Annotated in this window: 14 protein-coding genes and 1 pseudogene; 10 read left to right on the forward strand and 5 right to left on the reverse strand. The window is 59.3% G+C overall.

The features are described 5' to 3' along the window. The 3 genes from AB4N85_RS26250 (at position 1) to AB4N85_RS26260 (ending at position 7,680) form a co-directional block, all read left to right on the forward strand. Positions 1-1,368, forward strand: a complete 1,368-nt coding sequence (locus AB4N85_RS26250; protein ID WP_016771641.1) for a DUF1329 domain-containing protein — start codon at positions 1-3, stop codon at positions 1,366-1,368. A 138-nt stretch (positions 1,369-1,506) separates the two neighbouring features. Continuing rightward, complete coding sequence (locus AB4N85_RS26255; RefSeq protein ID WP_252868817.1) at positions 1,507-4,062, forward strand: LuxR C-terminal-related transcriptional regulator; 2,556 nt, start codon at positions 1,507-1,509, stop codon at positions 4,060-4,062. A 153-nt stretch (positions 4,063-4,215) separates the two neighbouring features. Then, positions 4,216-7,680 (forward strand): dermonecrotic toxin domain-containing protein, encoded by a 3,465-nt coding sequence (locus AB4N85_RS26260; RefSeq protein WP_252868818.1) that lies wholly within the window; start codon positions 4,216-4,218, stop codon positions 7,678-7,680. A 26-nt stretch (positions 7,681-7,706) separates the two neighbouring features. On the opposite strand, the gene AB4N85_RS26265 is transcribed toward AB4N85_RS26260, so the two are convergent. Further along, complete coding sequence (locus tag AB4N85_RS26265; protein WP_056782991.1) at positions 7,707-8,486, reverse strand: IclR family transcriptional regulator; 780 nt, start codon at positions 8,484-8,486, stop codon at positions 7,707-7,709. Positions 8,487-8,649: 163 nt separating this feature from the next. Between AB4N85_RS26265 and hmgA the strand changes: the two genes are divergently transcribed. Genes hmgA through maiA form a run of 3 tightly spaced genes read left to right on the forward strand, consistent with a single transcriptional unit; the run spans position 8,650 to position 11,910 of the window. Then, complete coding sequence (hmgA, locus tag AB4N85_RS26270) at positions 8,650-9,954, forward strand: homogentisate 1,2-dioxygenase (RefSeq protein WP_150636140.1); 1,305 nt, start codon at positions 8,650-8,652, stop codon at positions 9,952-9,954. Between the two features lie 3 nt (positions 9,955-9,957). Continuing rightward, on the forward strand, positions 9,958-11,262 hold the full coding sequence (gene fahA, locus AB4N85_RS26275; RefSeq protein ID WP_252868819.1) for a fumarylacetoacetase: 1,305 nt from the start codon (positions 9,958-9,960) through the stop codon (positions 11,260-11,262). 12 nt (positions 11,263-11,274) lie between these two features. Continuing rightward, positions 11,275-11,910 carry a maleylacetoacetate isomerase gene (gene maiA / locus AB4N85_RS26280; protein ID WP_252868820.1) on the forward strand — a complete coding sequence of 212 codons (636 nt, stop codon included), beginning with the start codon at positions 11,275-11,277 and terminating at the stop codon, positions 11,908-11,910. A 139-nt stretch (positions 11,911-12,049) separates the two neighbouring features. On the opposite strand, the gene AB4N85_RS26285 is transcribed toward maiA, so the two are convergent. Further along, positions 12,050-12,853, reverse strand: coding sequence for a SirB1 family protein (locus tag AB4N85_RS26285; RefSeq protein ID WP_056782998.1), 804 nt, complete (start codon positions 12,851-12,853; stop codon positions 12,050-12,052). 184 nt (positions 12,854-13,037) lie between these two features. On the opposite strand from AB4N85_RS26285, the gene AB4N85_RS26290 reads away from it, so the two are divergent. Next, a complete protein-coding gene (locus tag AB4N85_RS26290) occupies positions 13,038-14,057 on the forward strand; it encodes a Glu/Leu/Phe/Val dehydrogenase family protein (protein WP_041479665.1) in 1,020 nt (339 codons plus the stop codon). Positions 14,058-14,212: 155 nt separating this feature from the next. Here the strand turns inward: AB4N85_RS26290 and AB4N85_RS26295 are convergent. Then, positions 14,213-14,467 (reverse strand): annotated as a pseudogene (locus AB4N85_RS26295) (YebG family protein); the annotation flags it as partial. 347 nt (positions 14,468-14,814) lie between these two features. On the opposite strand from AB4N85_RS26295, the gene AB4N85_RS26300 reads away from it, so the two are divergent. Beyond that, complete coding sequence (locus AB4N85_RS26300) at positions 14,815-15,315, forward strand: phosphate-starvation-inducible protein PsiE (protein ID WP_039759287.1); 501 nt, start codon at positions 14,815-14,817, stop codon at positions 15,313-15,315. Here the strand turns inward: AB4N85_RS26300 and AB4N85_RS26305 are convergent. Continuing rightward, positions 15,312-15,629, reverse strand: coding sequence for a DUF3509 domain-containing protein (locus AB4N85_RS26305; protein ID WP_016771632.1), 318 nt, complete (start codon positions 15,627-15,629; stop codon positions 15,312-15,314). The two genes, AB4N85_RS26300 and AB4N85_RS26305, sit on opposite strands and share 4 nt — an antisense overlap. Positions 15,630-15,892: 263 nt before the next feature. Then, entirely contained in the window at positions 15,893-17,269 is a 1,377-nt protein-coding gene (locus AB4N85_RS26310) for an L-serine ammonia-lyase (protein ID WP_252868821.1), read from the reverse strand. Between the two features lie 135 nt (positions 17,270-17,404). Here AB4N85_RS26310 and AB4N85_RS26315 point away from each other — a divergent pair, with 135 nt between their 5' ends. Together AB4N85_RS26315 and AB4N85_RS26320 are read left to right on the forward strand one after the other, a co-directional pair. Continuing rightward, positions 17,405-18,352: a LysR substrate-binding domain-containing protein gene (locus AB4N85_RS26315; RefSeq protein ID WP_016771630.1), complete on the forward strand. Its 948-nt coding sequence runs from the start codon at positions 17,405-17,407 to the stop codon at positions 18,350-18,352. A 200-nt stretch (positions 18,353-18,552) separates the two neighbouring features. Continuing rightward, positions 18,553-18,960 (forward strand): HPF/RaiA family ribosome-associated protein, encoded by a 408-nt coding sequence (locus tag AB4N85_RS26320; RefSeq protein WP_016771629.1) that lies wholly within the window; start codon positions 18,553-18,555, stop codon positions 18,958-18,960. The last annotated feature ends 135 nt before the right edge of the window (positions 18,961-19,095 follow it).

A 19,095-nucleotide genomic window follows, 5' to 3' on the forward strand; every position in this document is an offset into this window, starting at 1 on the left:
ATGCGCAAAACGATTCTGCAATGTGGCGTGCTGGCCTTGAGTCTGCTGGCCGCCAACGTGATGGCGGCGGTGTCGCCGGACGAAGCGAACAAACTCGGCACCAGCCTGACCCCGCTCGGCGCCGAGAAGGCCGGCAATGCGGACGGTTCGATTCCGGCCTGGACCGGCGGCATCCCGAAAAACGCCGGTGCGGTGGACAGCAAGGGCTTTCTCGCCGACCCGTTTGCCAACGAAAAACCGTTGTTCACCATCACCGCCGCGAACGTCGAGCAGTACAAAAGCAAGCTCTCCGATGGCCAGGTGGCGATGTTCAAACGCTACCCGGAAACCTACAAGATCCCGGTCTACCCGACCCACCGCACCGTGGGTGCGCCAGCGGAAATCTACGAGTCGGCCAAGCGCAGCGCGCTGAACGTCAACGCGATCAACGATGGCAACGGCCTGGCCAATTTCACTGGCAATCGCTACTACGCTTTCCCGATTCCGAAGAACGGCGTCGAGGTGCTGTGGAACCACATCACCCGCTACCACGGTGGCAATCTGCGGCGGATCATCACCCAAGTCACGCCGCAGACCAACGGCAGTTACACGCCGATCCGCTTCGAAGAAGAGATCGCCGTGCCGCAATTGATGAAAGACATCGACCCGGATAAAGCCGCCAACGTGCTGACCTTCTTCAAGCAATCGGTGACCGCCCCGGCGCGGCTGGCCGGTAATGTGCTGCTGGTGCACGAAACCCTCGATCAGGTGAAGGAACCGCGTCTGGCGTGGATCTATAACGCCGGTCAACGCCGGGTCCGGCGCGCACCGCAAGTGGCCTATGACGGCCCGGGTACAGCGGCCGATGGCCTGAGGACTTCCGACAACTTCGACATGTTCTCCGGCGCGCCGGATCGCTACGACTGGAAACTGGTCGGCAAGAAGGAAATGTACATTCCCTACAACAGCTACAAGCTCGACTCGCCGAAGCTCAAGTACGACGACATCGTCAAGGCCGGGCACATCAATCAGGACCTGACCCGTTACGAACTGCACCGCGTCTGGGAAGTGATCGGCACGGTGAAACCGAACGAGCGGCACATCTACGCCAAGCGCCACATGTACATCGACGAGGACAGCTGGCAAGTGGCACTGGCCGATCACTACGACGGTCGCGGGCAACTGTGGCGCGTCGCCGAAGGTCACGCCCAGTACTACTACGATCATCAGGCCCAGGCTTACACGCTGGAAGCGCTCTACGACATCATTGCCGGCCGCTACATTGCGTTGGGCATGAAGAACGAAGAGAAGCACAGCTTCGAATTCGGCTTCGAAGCCAAGGCTGCCGATTACACTCCGTCGGCCCTGCGCGCCGAGGGCGTGCGGTAACGGGTCTGCTGCACCGCTGGACAAAAGGCGACCGCACGGTCGCCTTTTTTATGGCCATCAATCAGCGTGCTGAATACTCGTCAACAAGGGCGCGGGAGAGGGCTAGGGTGAGCGCACAACGATAAGAAGGCTCACCCGATGACCGCCATGACCCCGTGCTTGGATCGACCCGGATTTTTGCCCAGGCTTTCTTCGCATCATCAACCTCGCAGCCGTTTGAGCGCACCTTTGCTGACATCGAACGCACGGGTCAGGCTGTTGTGCGCGCCCGCAGGCAGTGGCAAAACCGCACTGCTCACCGAATGTCTTCTTCAGGTGCGCGCGGAGTGCGAGGCAATCTGGCTGCCGCTGGCGGGAGCGACGCTCAGCAGCGAAGAATTTTGCCTGCGTCTGACGCGGGCGCTCGGGCTGGTCGAAGGCCTTGATGATACGCAGCTGATGGCGGAACTGGCCCATTGGTCGAGGCCGACGTCGCTGTTTATCGACGATTACAGTCGGCTGCCGGATCCGGCTGTGGATGCTCTGCTGGATCGCTTGCTGGCGGTCAGCAGCCCGGCGCTCACCTGGTGGATCAGCACTCGCCGCCGGCCGCAGTGCAACTGGCCGCGCCTGTTGCTCGATGACGAACTCTACGAATTCGAGAGCGCCAGCCTGGCGCTGACTCACGATGAAGTTGTATCGGTGTTGCACCATTTGCCGCCTGACCAGGCGGACCGCGTCGCCACCCGTATCATCCAGCGTACTGGCGGTTGGTGCGCGGGGGCGCGCATGGCGCTCCTGCAGAAATGCGACTGGTCGCAAAACCTGCAACCGCAGCAGCGTGTCGACACTCTGCTCGATTATCTGCAGCATGAACTGTTCAGCAACCTGACGCCGGAGCAGGACGAGGCATGGCGTGTGCTGGCTCACCTGCCACGGTTCAATGCGCCGCTATGCGAGCATTTGTTCGGCCCCGGCGAAGGCGCGCGGCTGCTGCACGATCTGCAGGTGTTGGGCTGCTTTATCGAGCCATGGCAGCAATCCGCTGACTGGCTCCAGGTGTTCCGCCCGCTGTCGCGAATCATCCAGGCGTCGCACTGGCCGTGTGCGCGTTCCTGGCACCGGCGCGCCTGTCAGTGGTTCAGCGCGACGCAGGATTGGCGAGCGGCGTTCGAGCAAGCGTTGTTGGCCGAGGAATACGAAACTGCCGTCAGCCTGTTGCAGCATTTCGGCTTCGAAGACTTGTTCGAAGACCAGACCGTCGTCCTGCTGTTGCGTTTGCACGAGCAGCAAAGCCAGCAGCTGACCCTGATGACACCACAGCTGATCGTGCTGGTCACGGGCGCCTTATTGTTTGCCGGCCGGTTCGAACAGGCCGGGCAATGCCTGGCTCATCTCGGCCGCTTCATGCCGCAGCCGACAGCGCAACTGGAGCAGCAACTGCTGGCCCGCTGGCAGGCGCAACAGGGATGGCTGTTTCACCTGCAAGGGCAAATGGAGCCGGCACGCGCCTGCTTTCACGAGGCTTTGTCTGCACTGGCTGACGATGCCTGGCAGGCGCGTCTGATGTGCCTGTCGGGACTGACCCAGCAGGCGTTACTGTGCGGCGAGCTGGATCAGGCACATGCCCTCAACCGCGAGGCGCTCTGCCTGGCGCGGGCTCATGGCTCCTTGCTGTTCGAAGGCTTGCTTGAGCTTGACCATGCGCAATGGCTCGAGCAGCGGGGCGCGCCTTTGCGTGCCGAAAGCCTGCTGGTGGAGATCGAGCACTTGCTGCGCCAGCGCGCCACGCTGCCCTTGCCACTGCTCGGCCGGATTGCCCTGCGGCGCGGACGACTGGCGCTGTGCATGGGCCTTGAAGAGCAGGCTGCGCAGTTGTTCAGCGAAGGCCTTGAAGATTGCTTGCGCAGCCACGACAAGCGGGTCTTGTATGGTTATCTGGGGCAGGCGCAACTGGCCGGCAATCGCGGCGATTATGCCTGCGCTTTCGAACGCCTGCGCGAGGCCGAAAGGGTCATGCAGCAGCGGCAGATTCCCGATACGGTCTATCGCGGTGTTGTGTTGCAGGTGAGCAGCCAGTTCTGGTTGCAGCAGGGCCGACCGCATCTTGCGCAAGAAGCGTTGAGCCGACTGTTACGGCATTACCGGGGACCTTCGGCGTTGCAGGCGCCACCCGCGACGTTCGAACTGATTATTCGCATCGAATACCTGCTGGCCTGCGCGAATGCGCAATCGGTCCCGGACGAAAGCGCTCTGCCAACCATTGAGCGATTGTTGAAGCGCGCTCAGGCCAAAGGCATGTTGGCGGCGGAAACGGAATTGTTGCTGGCCTTCGCCCAGTTGGCCGAAGCGCACGGTGACACGGTGGCGGCGCAGCAAGCGTTTCAGCGAGCCGCAACGCTGGCGCAGCGTTGCCGATTGCAGCAAGCCGTGCGCGAGTGGGAATTACGCCGAGGTAGCCTCGGCACTGGGTCTGGCAAGGAGGTCTCTGCCTGGCCACGGGATAACGATGAACAGGCGCCTGGCCTCAGTCGACGCGAACGCGAAGTGCTGATGTTGATTGCTCAAGGGGCTTCTAATCAGCAAGTTGCCGAGCAACTGTTTATTTCATTACATACAGTAAAAACCCATGCGAGGAGGATTAACGGTAAGTTGGGTGTAGAACGCAGAACTCAGGCTGTGGCGAAAGCCAAGTTGATGGGGATACTGGTTTAGTTTTGTAAATTTCAGTAGCACAACATGGTGTTCGTTGTTGGGTGGCATGTTTTGTAATTTGTTCGAGCTTCATGTCGGCTGAAAAAGAAACTACCTTGCAATTATCGGCGGTGGCTGCACTTGCAGCTCTGGATAATCAAGTAAGGAAAGTTTGTGGCCAAGTTATATAAAAGTTTGATGCGTGGTTCTTTCGGTGAGCAGGTTACCTGGCCGGAAGAGTGGGAAAAGGCAACACAGGCTAAAACAGATCTGTTCAAGATCATCGACGCCATGCCGAGCGTGCTGGATACTCTGCGCAGCATGCTTGAGGGTGAATTGAAGCGTCTGGGCAAAACAGTTGATATCGACAAGGTCTATATCAATACGGATCCTGCTTTCCCTGCCGATGAAAATCGGCCATCAGGCACTCTTTGGGAGGTAACGGTTCATTGTCTGAATAACCATATAAGTCCTGCCTATATTATGGGTGGCGATGGGGTTTTTGTTCTGCCGGATACGTTCAGTGAGCAATTCAAAGTCAAGGTGCTCAATACCATTGTTGTTGAAGATCTGATCGCTGCTGTAACTGCCGGACTGGAAAAAACATTGCGAGCCGAGATCGCAAAGTTCTGGGCTGCGCCAGCGAAACCCGTCCATGCCGACAATGCACCGCTGTCGAACAAACAGGCTTTCATCAAGGCCTATGCCGTGGTCACCGGTGCAGAGCTGTCGCTGTCGGTCATGGCCAACAATTTCGATGCCCGATTGGGCGAGCGATTCGCTCATCTGCTGGAAGCAGATGCCGGTCGCGCAGCGTTTGAAGTCAACCTGCAACCGGCACAGGATTATCTTCTGGTGCGCCAGCCCTGTTTCGTTCTGGACAACGCCGAGCGTGCGGTCGCAGAGATGCAACTGGTCAACGAGTCGACTTCCTATCTGCTGCACACGCCGGAAAACGGCTTCGAGTTCTTTGAAAGAAATACCGATTTGCACAGCAAACTTCAGCAGAGACTTTCCCTGCGTAGCGAGCAGATCAGTTATCCGAAAGCCACGCAAAGTCCTCATGCGTTTTGTGCAGAGGCTCACCTCAAAGGTCAGCTTGAAAGCGTGGCAACCTTGATCAGTGGCCGGGTACAACTGGAAAAACCGCTGACCTCCATGCTTCAGGAGAATCAACGCCTGCATGTGCTGCGTTACGGCATCGACACCCGTTTCTATCTGCTCTGGGCGGCACTGAAGCGCACCGACTGGCCGCTTTGGCTGCATGCCGCTGGTAGCGATGTTCAACAACGTTATAGCGAGCTTGAAGAATCCAAAGACCAGTATGAGGCTGCATATTCGAGCGCGTTCGATACGTGTTTTTCTTTCAAGGACTATGTGCTGCGCACGTTCTCCGCATGGGCGCAGAGGGCCTTTGACGAACGTCTGGATCCAGAAGCGATCAGTGTCCATAGCTCGTACACTTTGCAGATTGCCGGACGGACCATCGAGCAGGAAGAAACCCGGACGCTGACAGAGTTTCTTGTTTTCGGTCTGCACGACAATGGTTACAAAGCGACTCTGACCATCATCGGCGCTCCCGACGGAAGTCGGCTGACGGCAGTAGCGCTTGAACAGTGGCTGGAAAATCGTAACCTGCGCCTGGAGTTTACCGGCAGTCTTGCATACTCGCCGTCGGTTGCTTGGCAGGAGGCCTATCGCAACTATCTCTTCAGCCAGATGGAGTTTGCAGTTTTTGTAGCTCGCCAGTCCGGGAAGCTGGATTCCACCGATGCGAACATCATCGCGCGAGCCATGGCCAACGACCCTGCGGTGACTATTCAGGGCTTGAAAATCAGGCTGCAAGTCCCAGCATTGAAAGATGTTCTGATGATTTCGGCCAAAGAATACGCACCGTCGCTGATGTTGGTCAAAACAGCTGACGGGCAATTCGAACTGCAGAAATTTTCCGATATCTACGCGGCGAACCGCTGGCTGGAGTCGGCATTGTCGGCGGATCGTGAATACGCCGCATTGATGATTCATCCCGACTACCTGCACGAGGCGGGTGAGTTGCTTGGCAGCGCTGGTACTCAACTGAGCTACCGCTACACGCTTGATAGCCGGCCGGTCGATCTTTATCTGAACGCCAAGGCACCTTTGGCGGACTACGTAAATGTCGCCTACCGAGCCGAAGTTGCGCTGCACAAGGCCATTGCACCGGCAGCTTATCGGGCGCTTGGCATTGAGGGGCGCAAGCGCTATTCGCGTCTGACAACCGAACTCAAGGCGCTGTCCACGGTTGATGCACGAGACAATGGTTTTCCGACATTCGAGCAGTTCACCTATGACGCGGTGAAAGCCCAGATAGAAGACCTATTGCGTTCGCGCGGCAGCAACATTTCGGTCAATCCCGACCAGATCATTATTCAGACCGAAGAGTTTCGTAAGAGCGTTACCGACGTCTTGCTTGAGGGACTCGCTTTCGAAGCGGATCATCCGGCCTATGAAACCAAGTACAGCCCCAAATATTACTTGGTGAATGGACATCCCCTCGTTGAAAAACTGGATATCCGGGATTTGTCTTCGCTATCGAAAACCTTCCGCCCTGGTGACCGATACAGCGCGATGCTGGAAGAGCAATATCTGAACAAGGCTCATCCTGATCACGCTTTCAAGCGCGCGGTACACGCCCGGAAAATCCGCTGTGAGATGTATCGCAATGCGTTTGCCGATTTCACCAACGGCAGATTATCGACAGAGTCTTTCTCTGCTGTCCAAGGGGTCATCGATAACCTGAAAGAGAGTGGCGGTTATCAGTCGGTAGGGACCAGCACCGCCGAAGGTGATATCGGGCTGTACAAATTCAATATTGGCGCGCTGGGTCTGACGACTCCTGGGGACCGCGCGGTTGGCGGCGTTTATATTTTTCGACTGAAGTTGTCGTCAGGTTTCTTCGACTTGCTCTATACGCCTGACGCACCGGATCAAGTCAACTTCCGACCGATCGCTGAGTTCATTCCTTCGATTCGTTTTCGAAAAGGCCCATTCAGGAGCTATTACAGCGAGCGGATACTGCTGGTTGACCAGAAAGTGACCAATGACTACTTCGATAATCTGGTCGCAACGGTTGATACCCGACCGGTCATTCGCACACAGCAGCGTTCGTTACTGCCCGATCTGTTCACTTTCCATGACGAGCGAGTGCGCCGTGTATTGAGTGACATCGACGAACGGACCACCAGTCTCAACGAAATAATCGCCAGTGTGGTTTATGAAAATCTGTTGAAGGCCGCAAACATTGTCAGCCTGCTGGTGCCACCCGTAGGCACTGTGGTGGTGGCTGTGCAGGTGATGAAAAGCATCTACGACGCGTCGCAGTCGCACCGACGCGGTGATTATTCCGCCGCGCTGGGGCATGTGCAGGATGTATTGAGCGGACTGCTGACATTGGGTCAGGCTGCAGCGGCGGGGGCGCCGGCTAAAGAACTTACCCGTGCGCAACGCTCGTTTCTCAGTCTGTTTGAAGACGCCCGCACGGTCGCGGAGCTGGTTACGTATTACACCGGCCATGAAGACCCCGCCGATGAACTGATCGGGTTCTTCAAGTCACTGATGCAAGAGGCTGAGTCTGCATTCAGCAAGACCACGGTTCGCTGAGCCGTTTCGAGGGCTCATAGTCTGATTTATCTTTCGTAACCCATGCGCCAGCTCACGGCCCGCGTCGCAGCCAACAACCGCTGCGCCGCCGGGCCGTTTTCATCGGCGTGGAACAGCGAGGTCGGGCCGACGATGGTCAGCACCGCAGCGATCTGGCCGACCGCGTTGAACACTGGCGCAGAAAGCGCATCCACACCCGGCATCAACAAACCATGCACGTGATGCAGACCGCGTTCGCGGATCTGTTCACACAGCGCTGCATAGGCTTTTTCGTCCTTGAGGGGATGCTTCTCGACAGCGATCTCCTGCTCGCGCAATTCATCGGTTTCCCGGTGCGGCAGGTAAGCGCTGAACACCAGCCCGGTGGACGAGCTGAGCAGTGGCAGCACCGAACCCAACTGCGTCACCACCGTCACCGCGCGCACCGCCGGTTCAATGTGCACGACGGTTGCGCCCTGATTGCCCCACACCGCGAGAAAGCAGGTTTCGTTGAGTTCATCGCGCAGCTCGGACAGCGGCAGGGCGGCAACTTTCAGCACGTCCATGCTGTTGAGCGCGGCCAGGCCCACGCGCAGTGCTTCGCGACCGAGGCCGTAATGGTTGGTGGCGGTGTTCTGTTCGGCAAATCCGGAGGCTATCAACGCCTGCAAATAGCGATGCACCTTGCTTGCCGGCATCTGCACATGTTCGGCCAGACGCGACAGCGAAGTCGACGGTGACAACTCGGCCAAAGCCTTGAGGATGTCGGTGCCGACTTCGGCGGAGCGGACTTTCTGTTTGCCGTTGCTGTCGCTGGTTTTTTCCATGGGGCTGGCGGTTCCGGTTCGAATGGGCGTCTTTATAGCTTGACGCTGGATAGCGAGCAAATTACGTTATGCGTAATCAGATTACGATAATAACAACCCCGGCGTGCCGAGACCTCTGAGCCAGAGCGATGGGCCACTGCCGACTCCCTGTTCAGGAGGCTCCATGAACCCCGATTCAACCGCGCAGGACCTGGTTTACCAGTCCGGCTTCGGCAACGAATTCAGCACTGAAGCGTTGCCCGGCGCGCTGCCCGTTGGCCAGAATTCCCCGCAGAAAGCCCCGTACGGCCTGTATACCGAGCTGTTCTCCGGCACCGCGTTCACCATGCCGCGCAGCGAAGCGCGGCGTACCTGGATGTACCGGATTCAGCCGTCGGCCAACCACCCGGCGTTCGTCAAACTGGAACGGCAACTGGCCGGCGGACCGTTGGGTGAAGTAACCCCCAATCGTCTGCGCTGGAATCCACTGGAGCTGCCGACCGAACCGACGGATTTCATCGATGGCCTGGTCAGCATGGCGGCCAACGCCGGTGCCGAGAAACCGTCTGGCATCAGCATTTATAACTACGCCGCCAATCGTTCGATGGAGCGGGTGTTCTTCAACGCCGATGGGGAAATGCTGCTGGTGCCGCAACTCGGTCGCCTGCGTATCGCCACCGAACTGGGCGTACTCGAAGTGGCGCCGCTGGAAATCGTCGTTCTGCCGCGTGGCCTGAAATTTCGCGTCGAACTGCTCGATCCACAGGCACGCGGCTACCTCGCCGAGAACCATGGCGCGCCGCTGCGCCTGCCGGATCTGGGGCCGATCGGCAGCAACGGTCTGGCCAATCCACGGGATTTCCTCACCCCGGTCGCTGCCTACGAAAACCTGCAGCAACCGACTACTCTGGTACAGAAATTCCTTGGCCAGTTGTGGGCCACCGAACTCAATCACTCACCGCTCAATGTGGTCGCCTGGCATGGCAACAACGTGCCGTACAAATACGACCTGCGCCGTTTCAACACCATCGGCACGGTGAGTTTCGATCATCCCGATCCTTCGATCTTCACCGTATTGACCTCGCCGACCAGCGTGCACGGTCTGGCCAACCTCGATTTCGTGATCTTCCCGCCGCGCTGGATGGTCGCCGAAAAGACCTTCCGGCCACCGTGGTTCCACCGCAACCTGATGAACGAATTCATGGGCCTGATCCAGGGCGAATACGACGCCAAGGCCGAAGGCTTCGTGCCCGGTGGCGCTTCGCTGCACAGCTGCATGAGCGCCCACGGCCCGGACGGCGAAACCTGCACCAGGGCGATCAACGCCGAGCTTGCACCTGCAAAAATCGATAACACCATGGCCTTCATGTTCGAGACCAGCCAAGTGCTTCGTCCAAGTCGTTTCGCCCTCGAATGCCCACAGTTGCAACCCAGTTACGACGCTTGCTGGGCGACGCTGCCCGCCACGTTCGACCCGACCCGGAGATAACCCATGACACAGAATTCCATCCCCCGCAGCTGGGTCGCTTCGGCCAACGGTCACAGCGATTTCCCCTTGCAGAATCTGCCGCTGGGCGTGTTCAGCCTGCACGGTTCGGCGCCTCGCGCGGGCGTGGCGATCGGCGAGCACATCTTCGATTTGCAGGTGGCGCTTGAGGCCGGTCTGTTCGACGGCGTCGCACGCAGTGCGGTGGAAGCCATGCACGGCGGGCAGTTGAATGCGTTCTTTGAACTTGGCCGTGAGGCGCGGGTGGCCCTGCGCGAACGCCTGATCGAACTGTTCAGTGAAGGCAGCACCCTGCGCGGCAACATCGAAGCGCAAGGCGCGAAACTCTTGCCGCTGGCTGCCGATTGCCAGATGCACCTGCCGGCGCGAATCAGCGATTACACCGACTTCTACGTCGGCATCGAGCACGCGCAGAACGTCGGCAAACTGTTCCGTCCGGATAACCCGCTGCTGCCGAACTACAAGCACGTGCCGATCGGTTACCACGGTCGCGCTTCCACGGTGCGAGCGTCCGGCACCGACGTGCGCCGGCCGAAAGGCCAGACGCTGCCGGCCGGCCAGACCGAACCGGTATTCGGTCCATGCGCGCGTCTGGATTACGAACTGGAACTGGGTATCTGGATCGGCCAGGGCAATGAGATGGGCGAGCCGATTGCCATCGGTGACGCTGCCGAGCACATAGCCGGTTTCTGCCTGCTCAACGACTGGTCGGCGCGGGATATCCAGGCTTGGGAATACCAGCCACTCGGCCCATTCCTGTCGAAGAGTTTCATCACCAGCGTCTCGCCGTGGGTGGTGACGGCTGAAGCACTGGAACCATTCCGCACGGCGCAACCGGCCCGCCCTGAAGGTGATCCGCAGCCGCTGCCGTATCTGCTCGACAAGCGCGATCAGGATGGCGGCGCCTTCGACATCGAGCTGGAAGTGCTGTTGCGTACCGAAACCATGCGCGAGCAGAACCTGCCCGCCCATCGCCTGACCCTGAGCAACACCCGCTACATGTACTGGACCGTCGCGCAAATGGTTGCGCATCACAGCGTCAACGGTTGCCAGTTGCAGGCCGGCGATCTGTTCGGTTCGGGCACTTTGTCCGGCCCGGAAAACGGCCAGTTTGGCAGCCTGCTGGAGATTACCGAGGGCGGTAAGAAACCGATCGAACTGGCTTCCGGCGAAGTGCGCAAATTCCTTGAGGACGGTGACGAAATCATCCTGCGTGCCCGCTGCGCCCGCGACGGTTTTGCCTCGATCGGCTTCGGCGAATGTCGCGGCACCGTGATCGCTGCGCGCTGACAGGAGCGGCTTATGGATCTCTATGGCTATTACCGTTCCACTTCGTCGTATCGGGTGCGCATTGCGCTGGCGTTGAAGGGCCTCGATTACCAGGCGTTGCCGGTCAACCTGATCGCACCGTCGGGCGGTGAACATCGGCAACCGGCGTATCTGGCGCTCAATCCGCAGGGCCGGGTGCCGACCTTGCGCACCGATGACGGCGTGCTGCTGATTCAATCGCCGGCGATCATCGAGTATCTGGAAGAGCGTTACCCGCAGGTGCCGTTGCTGCCGGATGATCTGCTGGCGCGCGCGCAGGTGCGCGGTGTCGCGGCGGTGATCGGCTGCGACGTGCACCCGCTGCACAACGTCAGCGTGCTCAATCGCCTGCGCCAGGCGGGGCAGAATGAGGCGCAAGTGGTGGAGTGGATCAGCCATTGGATCAGCCAAGGGCTGGCAACGGTGGAGCAGTTGATCGGCGACAGCGGTTTCTGTTTTGGCGAATGGCCGTGCGTGGCAGATGTGTATCTGATTCCGCAGTTGTATGCGGCTGAGCGGTTCAACGTCAGCCTGGAGGCGTATCCGAAAATTTGCCGTGTGGCTGCGTTGGCGGCTGAACATCCGGCGTTTATCAAGGCGCATCCTGCCAATCAACCAGACACCCCGTAATTCCTGTGGGAGCGAGCCTGCTCGCGAAGACGGAGTGTCAGTGGCCTTTCATTCAGCTGACACACCGCTTTCGCGAGCAGGCTCGCTCCCACACAGGTTTGTGTGGGCCTCAAGGATGGTGGCAGCCTGCGGAAGGTAGTTAATGCACGACGGAGTTGGGCGGCAGATGGCCGAGGCGTTCGGTCAGGCGCAGGCGCTGGATCGGGTCTTCGCTGAGCAATAATGCATGCTCCAGATCGAAGCGTTCAGCGTTCGGGCAATCCAGCCGTTGATACAGACTGGCCCGGGCCATGTAATCGGAGGCCTTCGCATCGCCCAGTTCGAGCACTCGTTCTGCGTCGATCAGCGCGGCGATGTGATCGTCGTGGGTCAGGTGCAATTGGCGCAGGTTGCGCGACAGACGTTGCAGCATCTGCACCGGCGTTGCGCTCAGCAAATGTTCGGCGCTGAGCTGCATGTTCGGCCCGTATTGGCGTTGCAACAGTTCTCGGCAGTCATTGGGATACAGTCGCCGCCCGCCGCAAGGATCGAGCAAGTGGTCGGCGCCGGGTACCCGCAGCAGAAAATGTCCGGGGAAGTTGACCCCGACCAGAGGAATCTCCAACCCACGCGCCAATTCCAGTGCGATCAACGCCAATGCCAACGGCTGACCGCGTTGGGTGTGCAACACGCGATGCAGCAGCGCCGCCTGCGGGCGCAGCGGCAGGAAATCATCCTGCGCGAAACCGAGATCGACCATGCGTCGCAACAGCGGTTGCGCCAGTTCGCTGACCGGCAGCATCGGCAGCCCATAGCTGACGCGTAGTTGCAGATCCTTGAAGGTGCGCAACCATGCCTCGGGCTCGAGGGTTTTGTCGTGCTCGGCACTTATCCACAGCGCAGCTTCCAGCAGGGCCGGCGGTGAACGATGCAGGCATTCGAAAAAGCGTTGGCGCGCACTCATCTGAATCTCCCTCCAATGCCTCGTTTTAGCCCCGTCCGGGTTGTTCGTCCAGTGCCGGGCGCGTTGAGCGCGAGTTATAGCGGCGCAGCATTGTCCGCTCGGCGGCTCATGCCGGTGTGCGCCAGCAATTTTCAGGGGCAAGCCTATACTGGCGTTCTACAAGAAGTGATTCGGGAGCCTGTCGATGTTCGCTCTCATGCAAAGCACTCGCCTGGAATCGCTGCACCTGAGCGTGGACCCGGCCACCGGGTTGAAGGCGGTCATTGCCATTCATAACAGCCATCTGGGGCCAGCCCTGGGTGGGTGCCGTTACCTTGCCTATCCCAACGACGAATCTGCGGTCGAGGACGCCATTCGCCTGGCGCAAAACATGAGCTACAAAGCGGCGCTCGCCGGCCTCGCGCAAGGTGGCGGGGTGGCGGTGATCGTGCGCCCGGCCCATGTCGAGAATCGCGCCGCGTTGTTCGAGGCTTTCGGACGTTGCATCGAGCAACTCGACGGCCGCTATATCACCGCCATCGACAGCGGTACGTCAGTGGCGGACATGGACTGCATTGCCCAGCAGACCCGCCACGTTACCAGCACCACTTCGGCAGGCGACCCGGCGCCGCATGCGGCCATGGGCGTGTTCGCCGGCATACGCGCCACGGCGATGGCGCGCCTGGGCAGCGACAACCTCGAAGGTCTGCGCGTTGCCATCCAGGGGCTTGGCAATGTCGGTTTTGCGCTGGCCGAGCAACTGCACGCGGCAGGCGCCGAGTTGCTCGTCAGTGACATCGACCACGGCAAGGTGCAACTGGCGATGGAGCAGCTCAATGCTCACCCGATCGCCAACGACGCATTGCTCAGCACGCCGTGCGACATTCTCGCGCCGTGCGGGTTGGGCGGTGTGCTCAACAGTCACAGCGTTTCACAGCTGCGCTGCTCGGCGGTGGCCGGTTCGGCGAACAATCAACTTTCCCATCTGGATGTGGCGGATCAACTGGAACGGCGCGGGATTCTTTATGCGCCGGATTATGTGATCAATGCCGGCGGGCTGATTTACGTATCGCTTAAACATCGCGGTGAGGAGTTGCCGACGATTACGGCGCATCTGTCGAAAATCAGTTCGCGGCTGACCGAAGTCTTCGCCCATGCTCAGGCGGAAAAACGTTCGCCGGCGCGGGTGGCGGATGAGTTGGCCGAAAAGGTTTTGTATCGCTGAAAGCAAAAGATCGCAGCCTTCGGCAGCTCCTACATTCCGAGTGCAGGAGCTGCCGAAGGCTGCGATCTTTCTAATTACTTCGGCGCTTTCGCTGGTTTGGCTGGCTTCGCCGGCGCCTCATCAGGTTCTGCCGCTTCAGCTTTTTCGACAGGCTCGGCCGGCGCATTGATCAGCTCCGAAAGCGCATCGGGCTGGCTCTTGAACGCTCTGGCGAACACATCGCGATTCTTCGCCATGTAGATCCCGGCTTCTTCCACTTGCTGTTCGGTCAGGGACGGAACGGCTTTTTGCAGCACATCGGCCAGATATTCGGCCAGTTCGAGCATTTTGTCATGACGATCAGCTTCGGCTTTATCCATGAACAAGCGCTCCAGATCTCGGCTGCTGCGGTATACCACTTCGACGGCCATTCACCACCTCACATGCCTTCACATTAAGTTGTCTTGACGACTACTGTATCCATATACAGCGAAAAGGATAAGCGAATCCCTGCGCCATGGGTAGTGGCTTTTCAATGTAGACCGGATTTGGGGTTTGTCAGGGGTACGGTGTGGCTGCTATTCGCGAGCAGGCTCGCTCCCACGGGGATTGTGCAAAGCCGCGAGCCTGCGACCAAACGCCACGGCGCGGGATTTGCGGCGGATCGCCATGATGCGTGGCCCTGAACCTGCATGAAAACCGTTGCTACAAGGCGCGCGCGCAAAACCGTCACGTGCGATACGCATCATCCGCCCGAAACGGGCTAAGGAAACTCATCGTGAAAATAAATTGGGCCGAGAAACTGCGGCGTAACGTGCATCAACTGGCCGAGTCCCTGGGCAACCTGTTCGTCGAAACCTTTCACTATCTGGCGCTGTTCGCCATCGGTGCGGTGACAGCGTGGGCGGCGGTGATGGAGTTTCTCGGGATGCTCGAAGTCGGGCACATCAAGATCGATGACATTCTGTTGCTGTTCATCTATCTGGAACTGGGCGCGATGGTCGGGATTTATTTCAAGACCAACCACATGCCGGTGCGCTTCCTGATCTACGTGGCGATCACCGCGCTGACGCGCCTGCTGATCTCCAACGTCTCGCACCACAACCCGCCGGACATGGGCATTATCTACCTGTGCGGCGGCATTCTGCTGCTGGCGTTTGCGATCCTGGTGGTGCGTTACGCTTCGTCGCAATTCCCCTCAGTGAAGATCGAGAACCCGCAGCGCAAGCTCGGCACGGGCTCCAGCGAACATCCTGAAGTGGAGAAGGGCGAGCTTTAAAGGCCCGCCGCCTGGCCCGGCTGGCCCTTGACGCGTGGCGGTGGCGGGGTCAGCCCGGCGCCGCTGGTCATGGCTTCGAGAATCGACATGGCGCTGTGGCCCTGTTCGATGGCGATGCCGAACTGGATGCTTTGCACCAGCCTCTTCAAACGCTCGGGATCGTTGCGCTGTTCGGCGCTGATCATGCGCTTGGCCACGATGCGCCCCGCGTTGGACAGCGTCAGCATGATGCTGCCGTCCAGGCCCTGAATGCTCAGATTGATCTGATAGTCCGGCGCGAAAGCATCGGTAATGATCTGAAATGGGTTGTCCATGATGCGTCACCGCCTGATTGAACGTGCAGTTGTTGACCGGCCATGATCTGATTTGGTTCGCAACACCAGACCACTGGCATCTCGTTCGCTGAGGTTTGCAATGTCCGTTTGCCTCAAGGGTGATGTAGCAAGGCGCATGCCGGAAAAATTGTCGAACAATAAACACGGCGAAAAAAACGGCGAGCCTCGGGGCTCGCCGTTTTTTGTGGCGCGTTTTCAGGGCAGGAATGAGCGGATGATCGCTGACAGTGCAGTCAGGCCGATCAGCACTCCACCCAGTTCACCGCCAGCCCGCCCCGCGAGGTTTCCTTGTACTTGTCGTGCATGTCGGCGCCGGTGTCGCGCATGGTGCGTATCACCCGGTCGAGGGAAATAAAGTGATTACCGTCGCCGCGCAGGGCCATTTGCGTGGCGTTGATCGCCTTCACCGCCGCGATGGCATTGCGCTCGATGCACGGCACTTGCACCAGGCCACCGACCGGATCGCAGGTCAGGCCGAGGTTGTGTTCCAGGCCGATTTCGGCAGCGTTCTCCAGTTGCTCCGGTGTCGCGCCGAGGACGTCGGCCAGGCCGGCGGCGGCCATTGCGCATGCCGAACCGACTTCGCCCTGACAGCCGACCTCGGCACCGGAGATGGAGGCGTTTTTCTTGCACAAAATGCCGACGGCGGCTGCACCGAGAAAGAACGCGACGACGTCATCGTCAGACGCATCCGGATTGAATTTCATGTAGTAGTGCAGAACGGCCGGAATGATCCCGGCGGCGCCATTGGTCGGCGCGGTGACCATGCGCCCGCCGGCGGCATTTTCTTCGTTGACGGCAAGGGCGAACAGGTTGACCCATTCCATCGCCGACAGGGTCGAACTGATCACATTCGGTTTGCCGATTTCCAACAGGCTGCGATGCAGTTTCGCCGCGCGGCGCGGTACTTTCAGACCGCCGGGCAGGATGCCTTCGTGGCGCAAACCTTGTTCGACGCACTCGCGCATCACTGACCAGATGTGCAGCAGGCCTTGGCGAATCTCGGCATCGCTGCGCCAGGCGCGTTCGTTGGCCATCATCAGTTCGGACACGCGCAGATTGTGCTTTTTGCACAAAGCGAGCAGTTCGGCGGCGCTGGAAAAATCGTAGGGCAACACCACGTCGCTGGCTGGCGCCACGCCAGACTCGGCTTCAGCCGCTTCGACGATGAAACCGCCGCCCACCGAGTAATAGGTTTGCGTGAGCAGCTCGGCGCTTTCGCCAAATGCGCTCAGCGACATGGCGTTGGGGTGGTAGGGCAAGCTCTCGTCGAGCAGCAGCAGATCGCTCTGCCAGTCAAACGCAATCGAGCGTTGACCGGCGAGGGACAATTGCCCGGTTTCGCGCAGTTGCTGAATGCGTGGATCGATGGTCGAAGGATCGATGCTGTCCGGCCACTCGCCCATCAGGCCCATGACCGTCGCGCGATCGGTGGCATGGCCAACGCCGGTCGCAGACAGTGAGCCGTACAGACGAATTTCCACCCGTCGCACGTCATAGAGCAGATGTTGGTCGATCAGGGCCTGGGCAAACGTCGCCGCTGCACGCATCGGGCCGACGGTATGGGAACTGGACGGGCCGATGCCCACTTTGAATAGATCGAAAACACTGATAGCCATGCTAAACCCTTACAAGCAATGGAGTAGGAATCGCTGCCATTTTTTGTCGGACAAGCGCAATGTCGGCGATACTGCCTGCCTCGGTTCGAGGTGACCAACGAAACCTCCTAAGACAGCCTTTAGCAGGACTAAACAATGAGTCGTCAATTGCATGCCCAGACCTACGTCTGGCTGCAGGTATTTGCCTGTGCCGCGCGGCACCTGTCGTTCACCCGTTGTGCCGAAGAGCTGCACATCACCCCGGGCGCGGTCAGCCAGCAGATCCGCCAATTGGAAGAGCGCCTGGGCTTTCGCCTGTTTCATCGGCGAGCGCGGGGCGTTGAGTTGAGCGCGCAGGGGCAGCGGCTGGCGATTACTGTCAATGAAGCCTATGGCAGCATCGATGCGGAGCTGCGCCGGCTGGACGCGGGGATGATCAGCGGAACTCTGCGGTTGCGGTCGATCCCGTCGTTTCTCGGCAAGTGGCTGACTCCGCGCCTGCCGCGCTTGCAGCAACGCTTTCCGGACATCCAGTTGCGCCTGGTGGCCGAGGACAGCAGCGTGCCGTTGCACGAAGGCGATTTCGATCTGGCCATCGACCTCAACGATGGCAGTTACCCCGGATTGTTATCCACAGCCTTGCTCGACGAGCAGATTTTCCCGGTGTGCGCGCCGAGCCTGTTACGTGGGCGACCGCCGTTGCACGGGCCGGCGGATCTGGTGCATTTCCCGTTGCTGCACGACATCACCGCTTGGCGTGGCAGTTACGAATACGCGGAATGGGAGTTCTATTTGAATGCGATCGGCTTCGAAGGCGCCGATGTGCGGCGCGGGCACACGTTCAATCGCAATCACTTGACCATCGAAGCGGCGATTGCCGGTATGGGCGTGGCGATTGCCCGGCGCACGTTGCTCAACGATGAGCTGGAGCGCGGCACTTTGATCGTGCCGTTCGGGTTGTCGGTGCCCAACCATAAACGCTACGTGCTGCTATATGCGCCGGGGGCGTTGAGCCATCCGGGCGTGCGCGCTGTGCATGACTGGCTGGTGGAAGAGGCGGGGATTTTTCGCAGCCTGCACCCGCTGAATGAGCAACAGATGTGAGCAGATTTTTCTGCGGAGCGGGTCGACCCAACTCCCGACATTAACAGCGCCCAGCTCGGTTGTCCGGCTTTTTTTGCGAATGAATATTTTTCTTTTTTCAGGGGTTGAAATGTTCGTCGCTCGGGCCGATTGTTGTAACCAGGAGGTCAGGAAATTCAACTCAAGGCCTCCAGCGAGCTAGCTGAAATAAGGGATGAACTATGCAAATCCAAGTCAACAGCGATAACCATATTCAAAGCAGTAAGCGACTGGAGGAGTGGGTACGTACAACTATTGAGAGCACGCTCGACCGTTATGAAGAAGACCTGACCCGTGTCGAAGTCCACCTGAGCGACGAGAACGGCGAGAAACCAGGTCCCCATGACTTGCGCTGCCAACTGGAAGCGCGGCCAAAAGGCCACCAACCGATTTCCGTGACCCATAAAGCCGATTCGCTGGAACAGGCGATCGACGGTGCTGCCGAGAAACTCGAGCACAAACTGGATCATCTGTTCGGCAAACTGCGAGGTAAACCACGCGCCGCTGTAGTGCCATTTACCGGCAAAGCCAACGACAAGCTGTTGGCGGAAGAATTTGACGAGAACGAACAGGCAGCGATCAACAGTTGATGCGCTGATTTCACAAGTAACCAAAGGAGAACGGGCCTGCTGATGCAGGCCCGTTTTTTGTTTGTGGTGTTGGTGATTGCTCGCAGGGTTTAAGACCGTAGCCCCTCACCCCAGCCCTCTCCCGAGGGAGAGGGA

Source organism: Pseudomonas sp. H1_G08 (assembly GCF_054681355.1).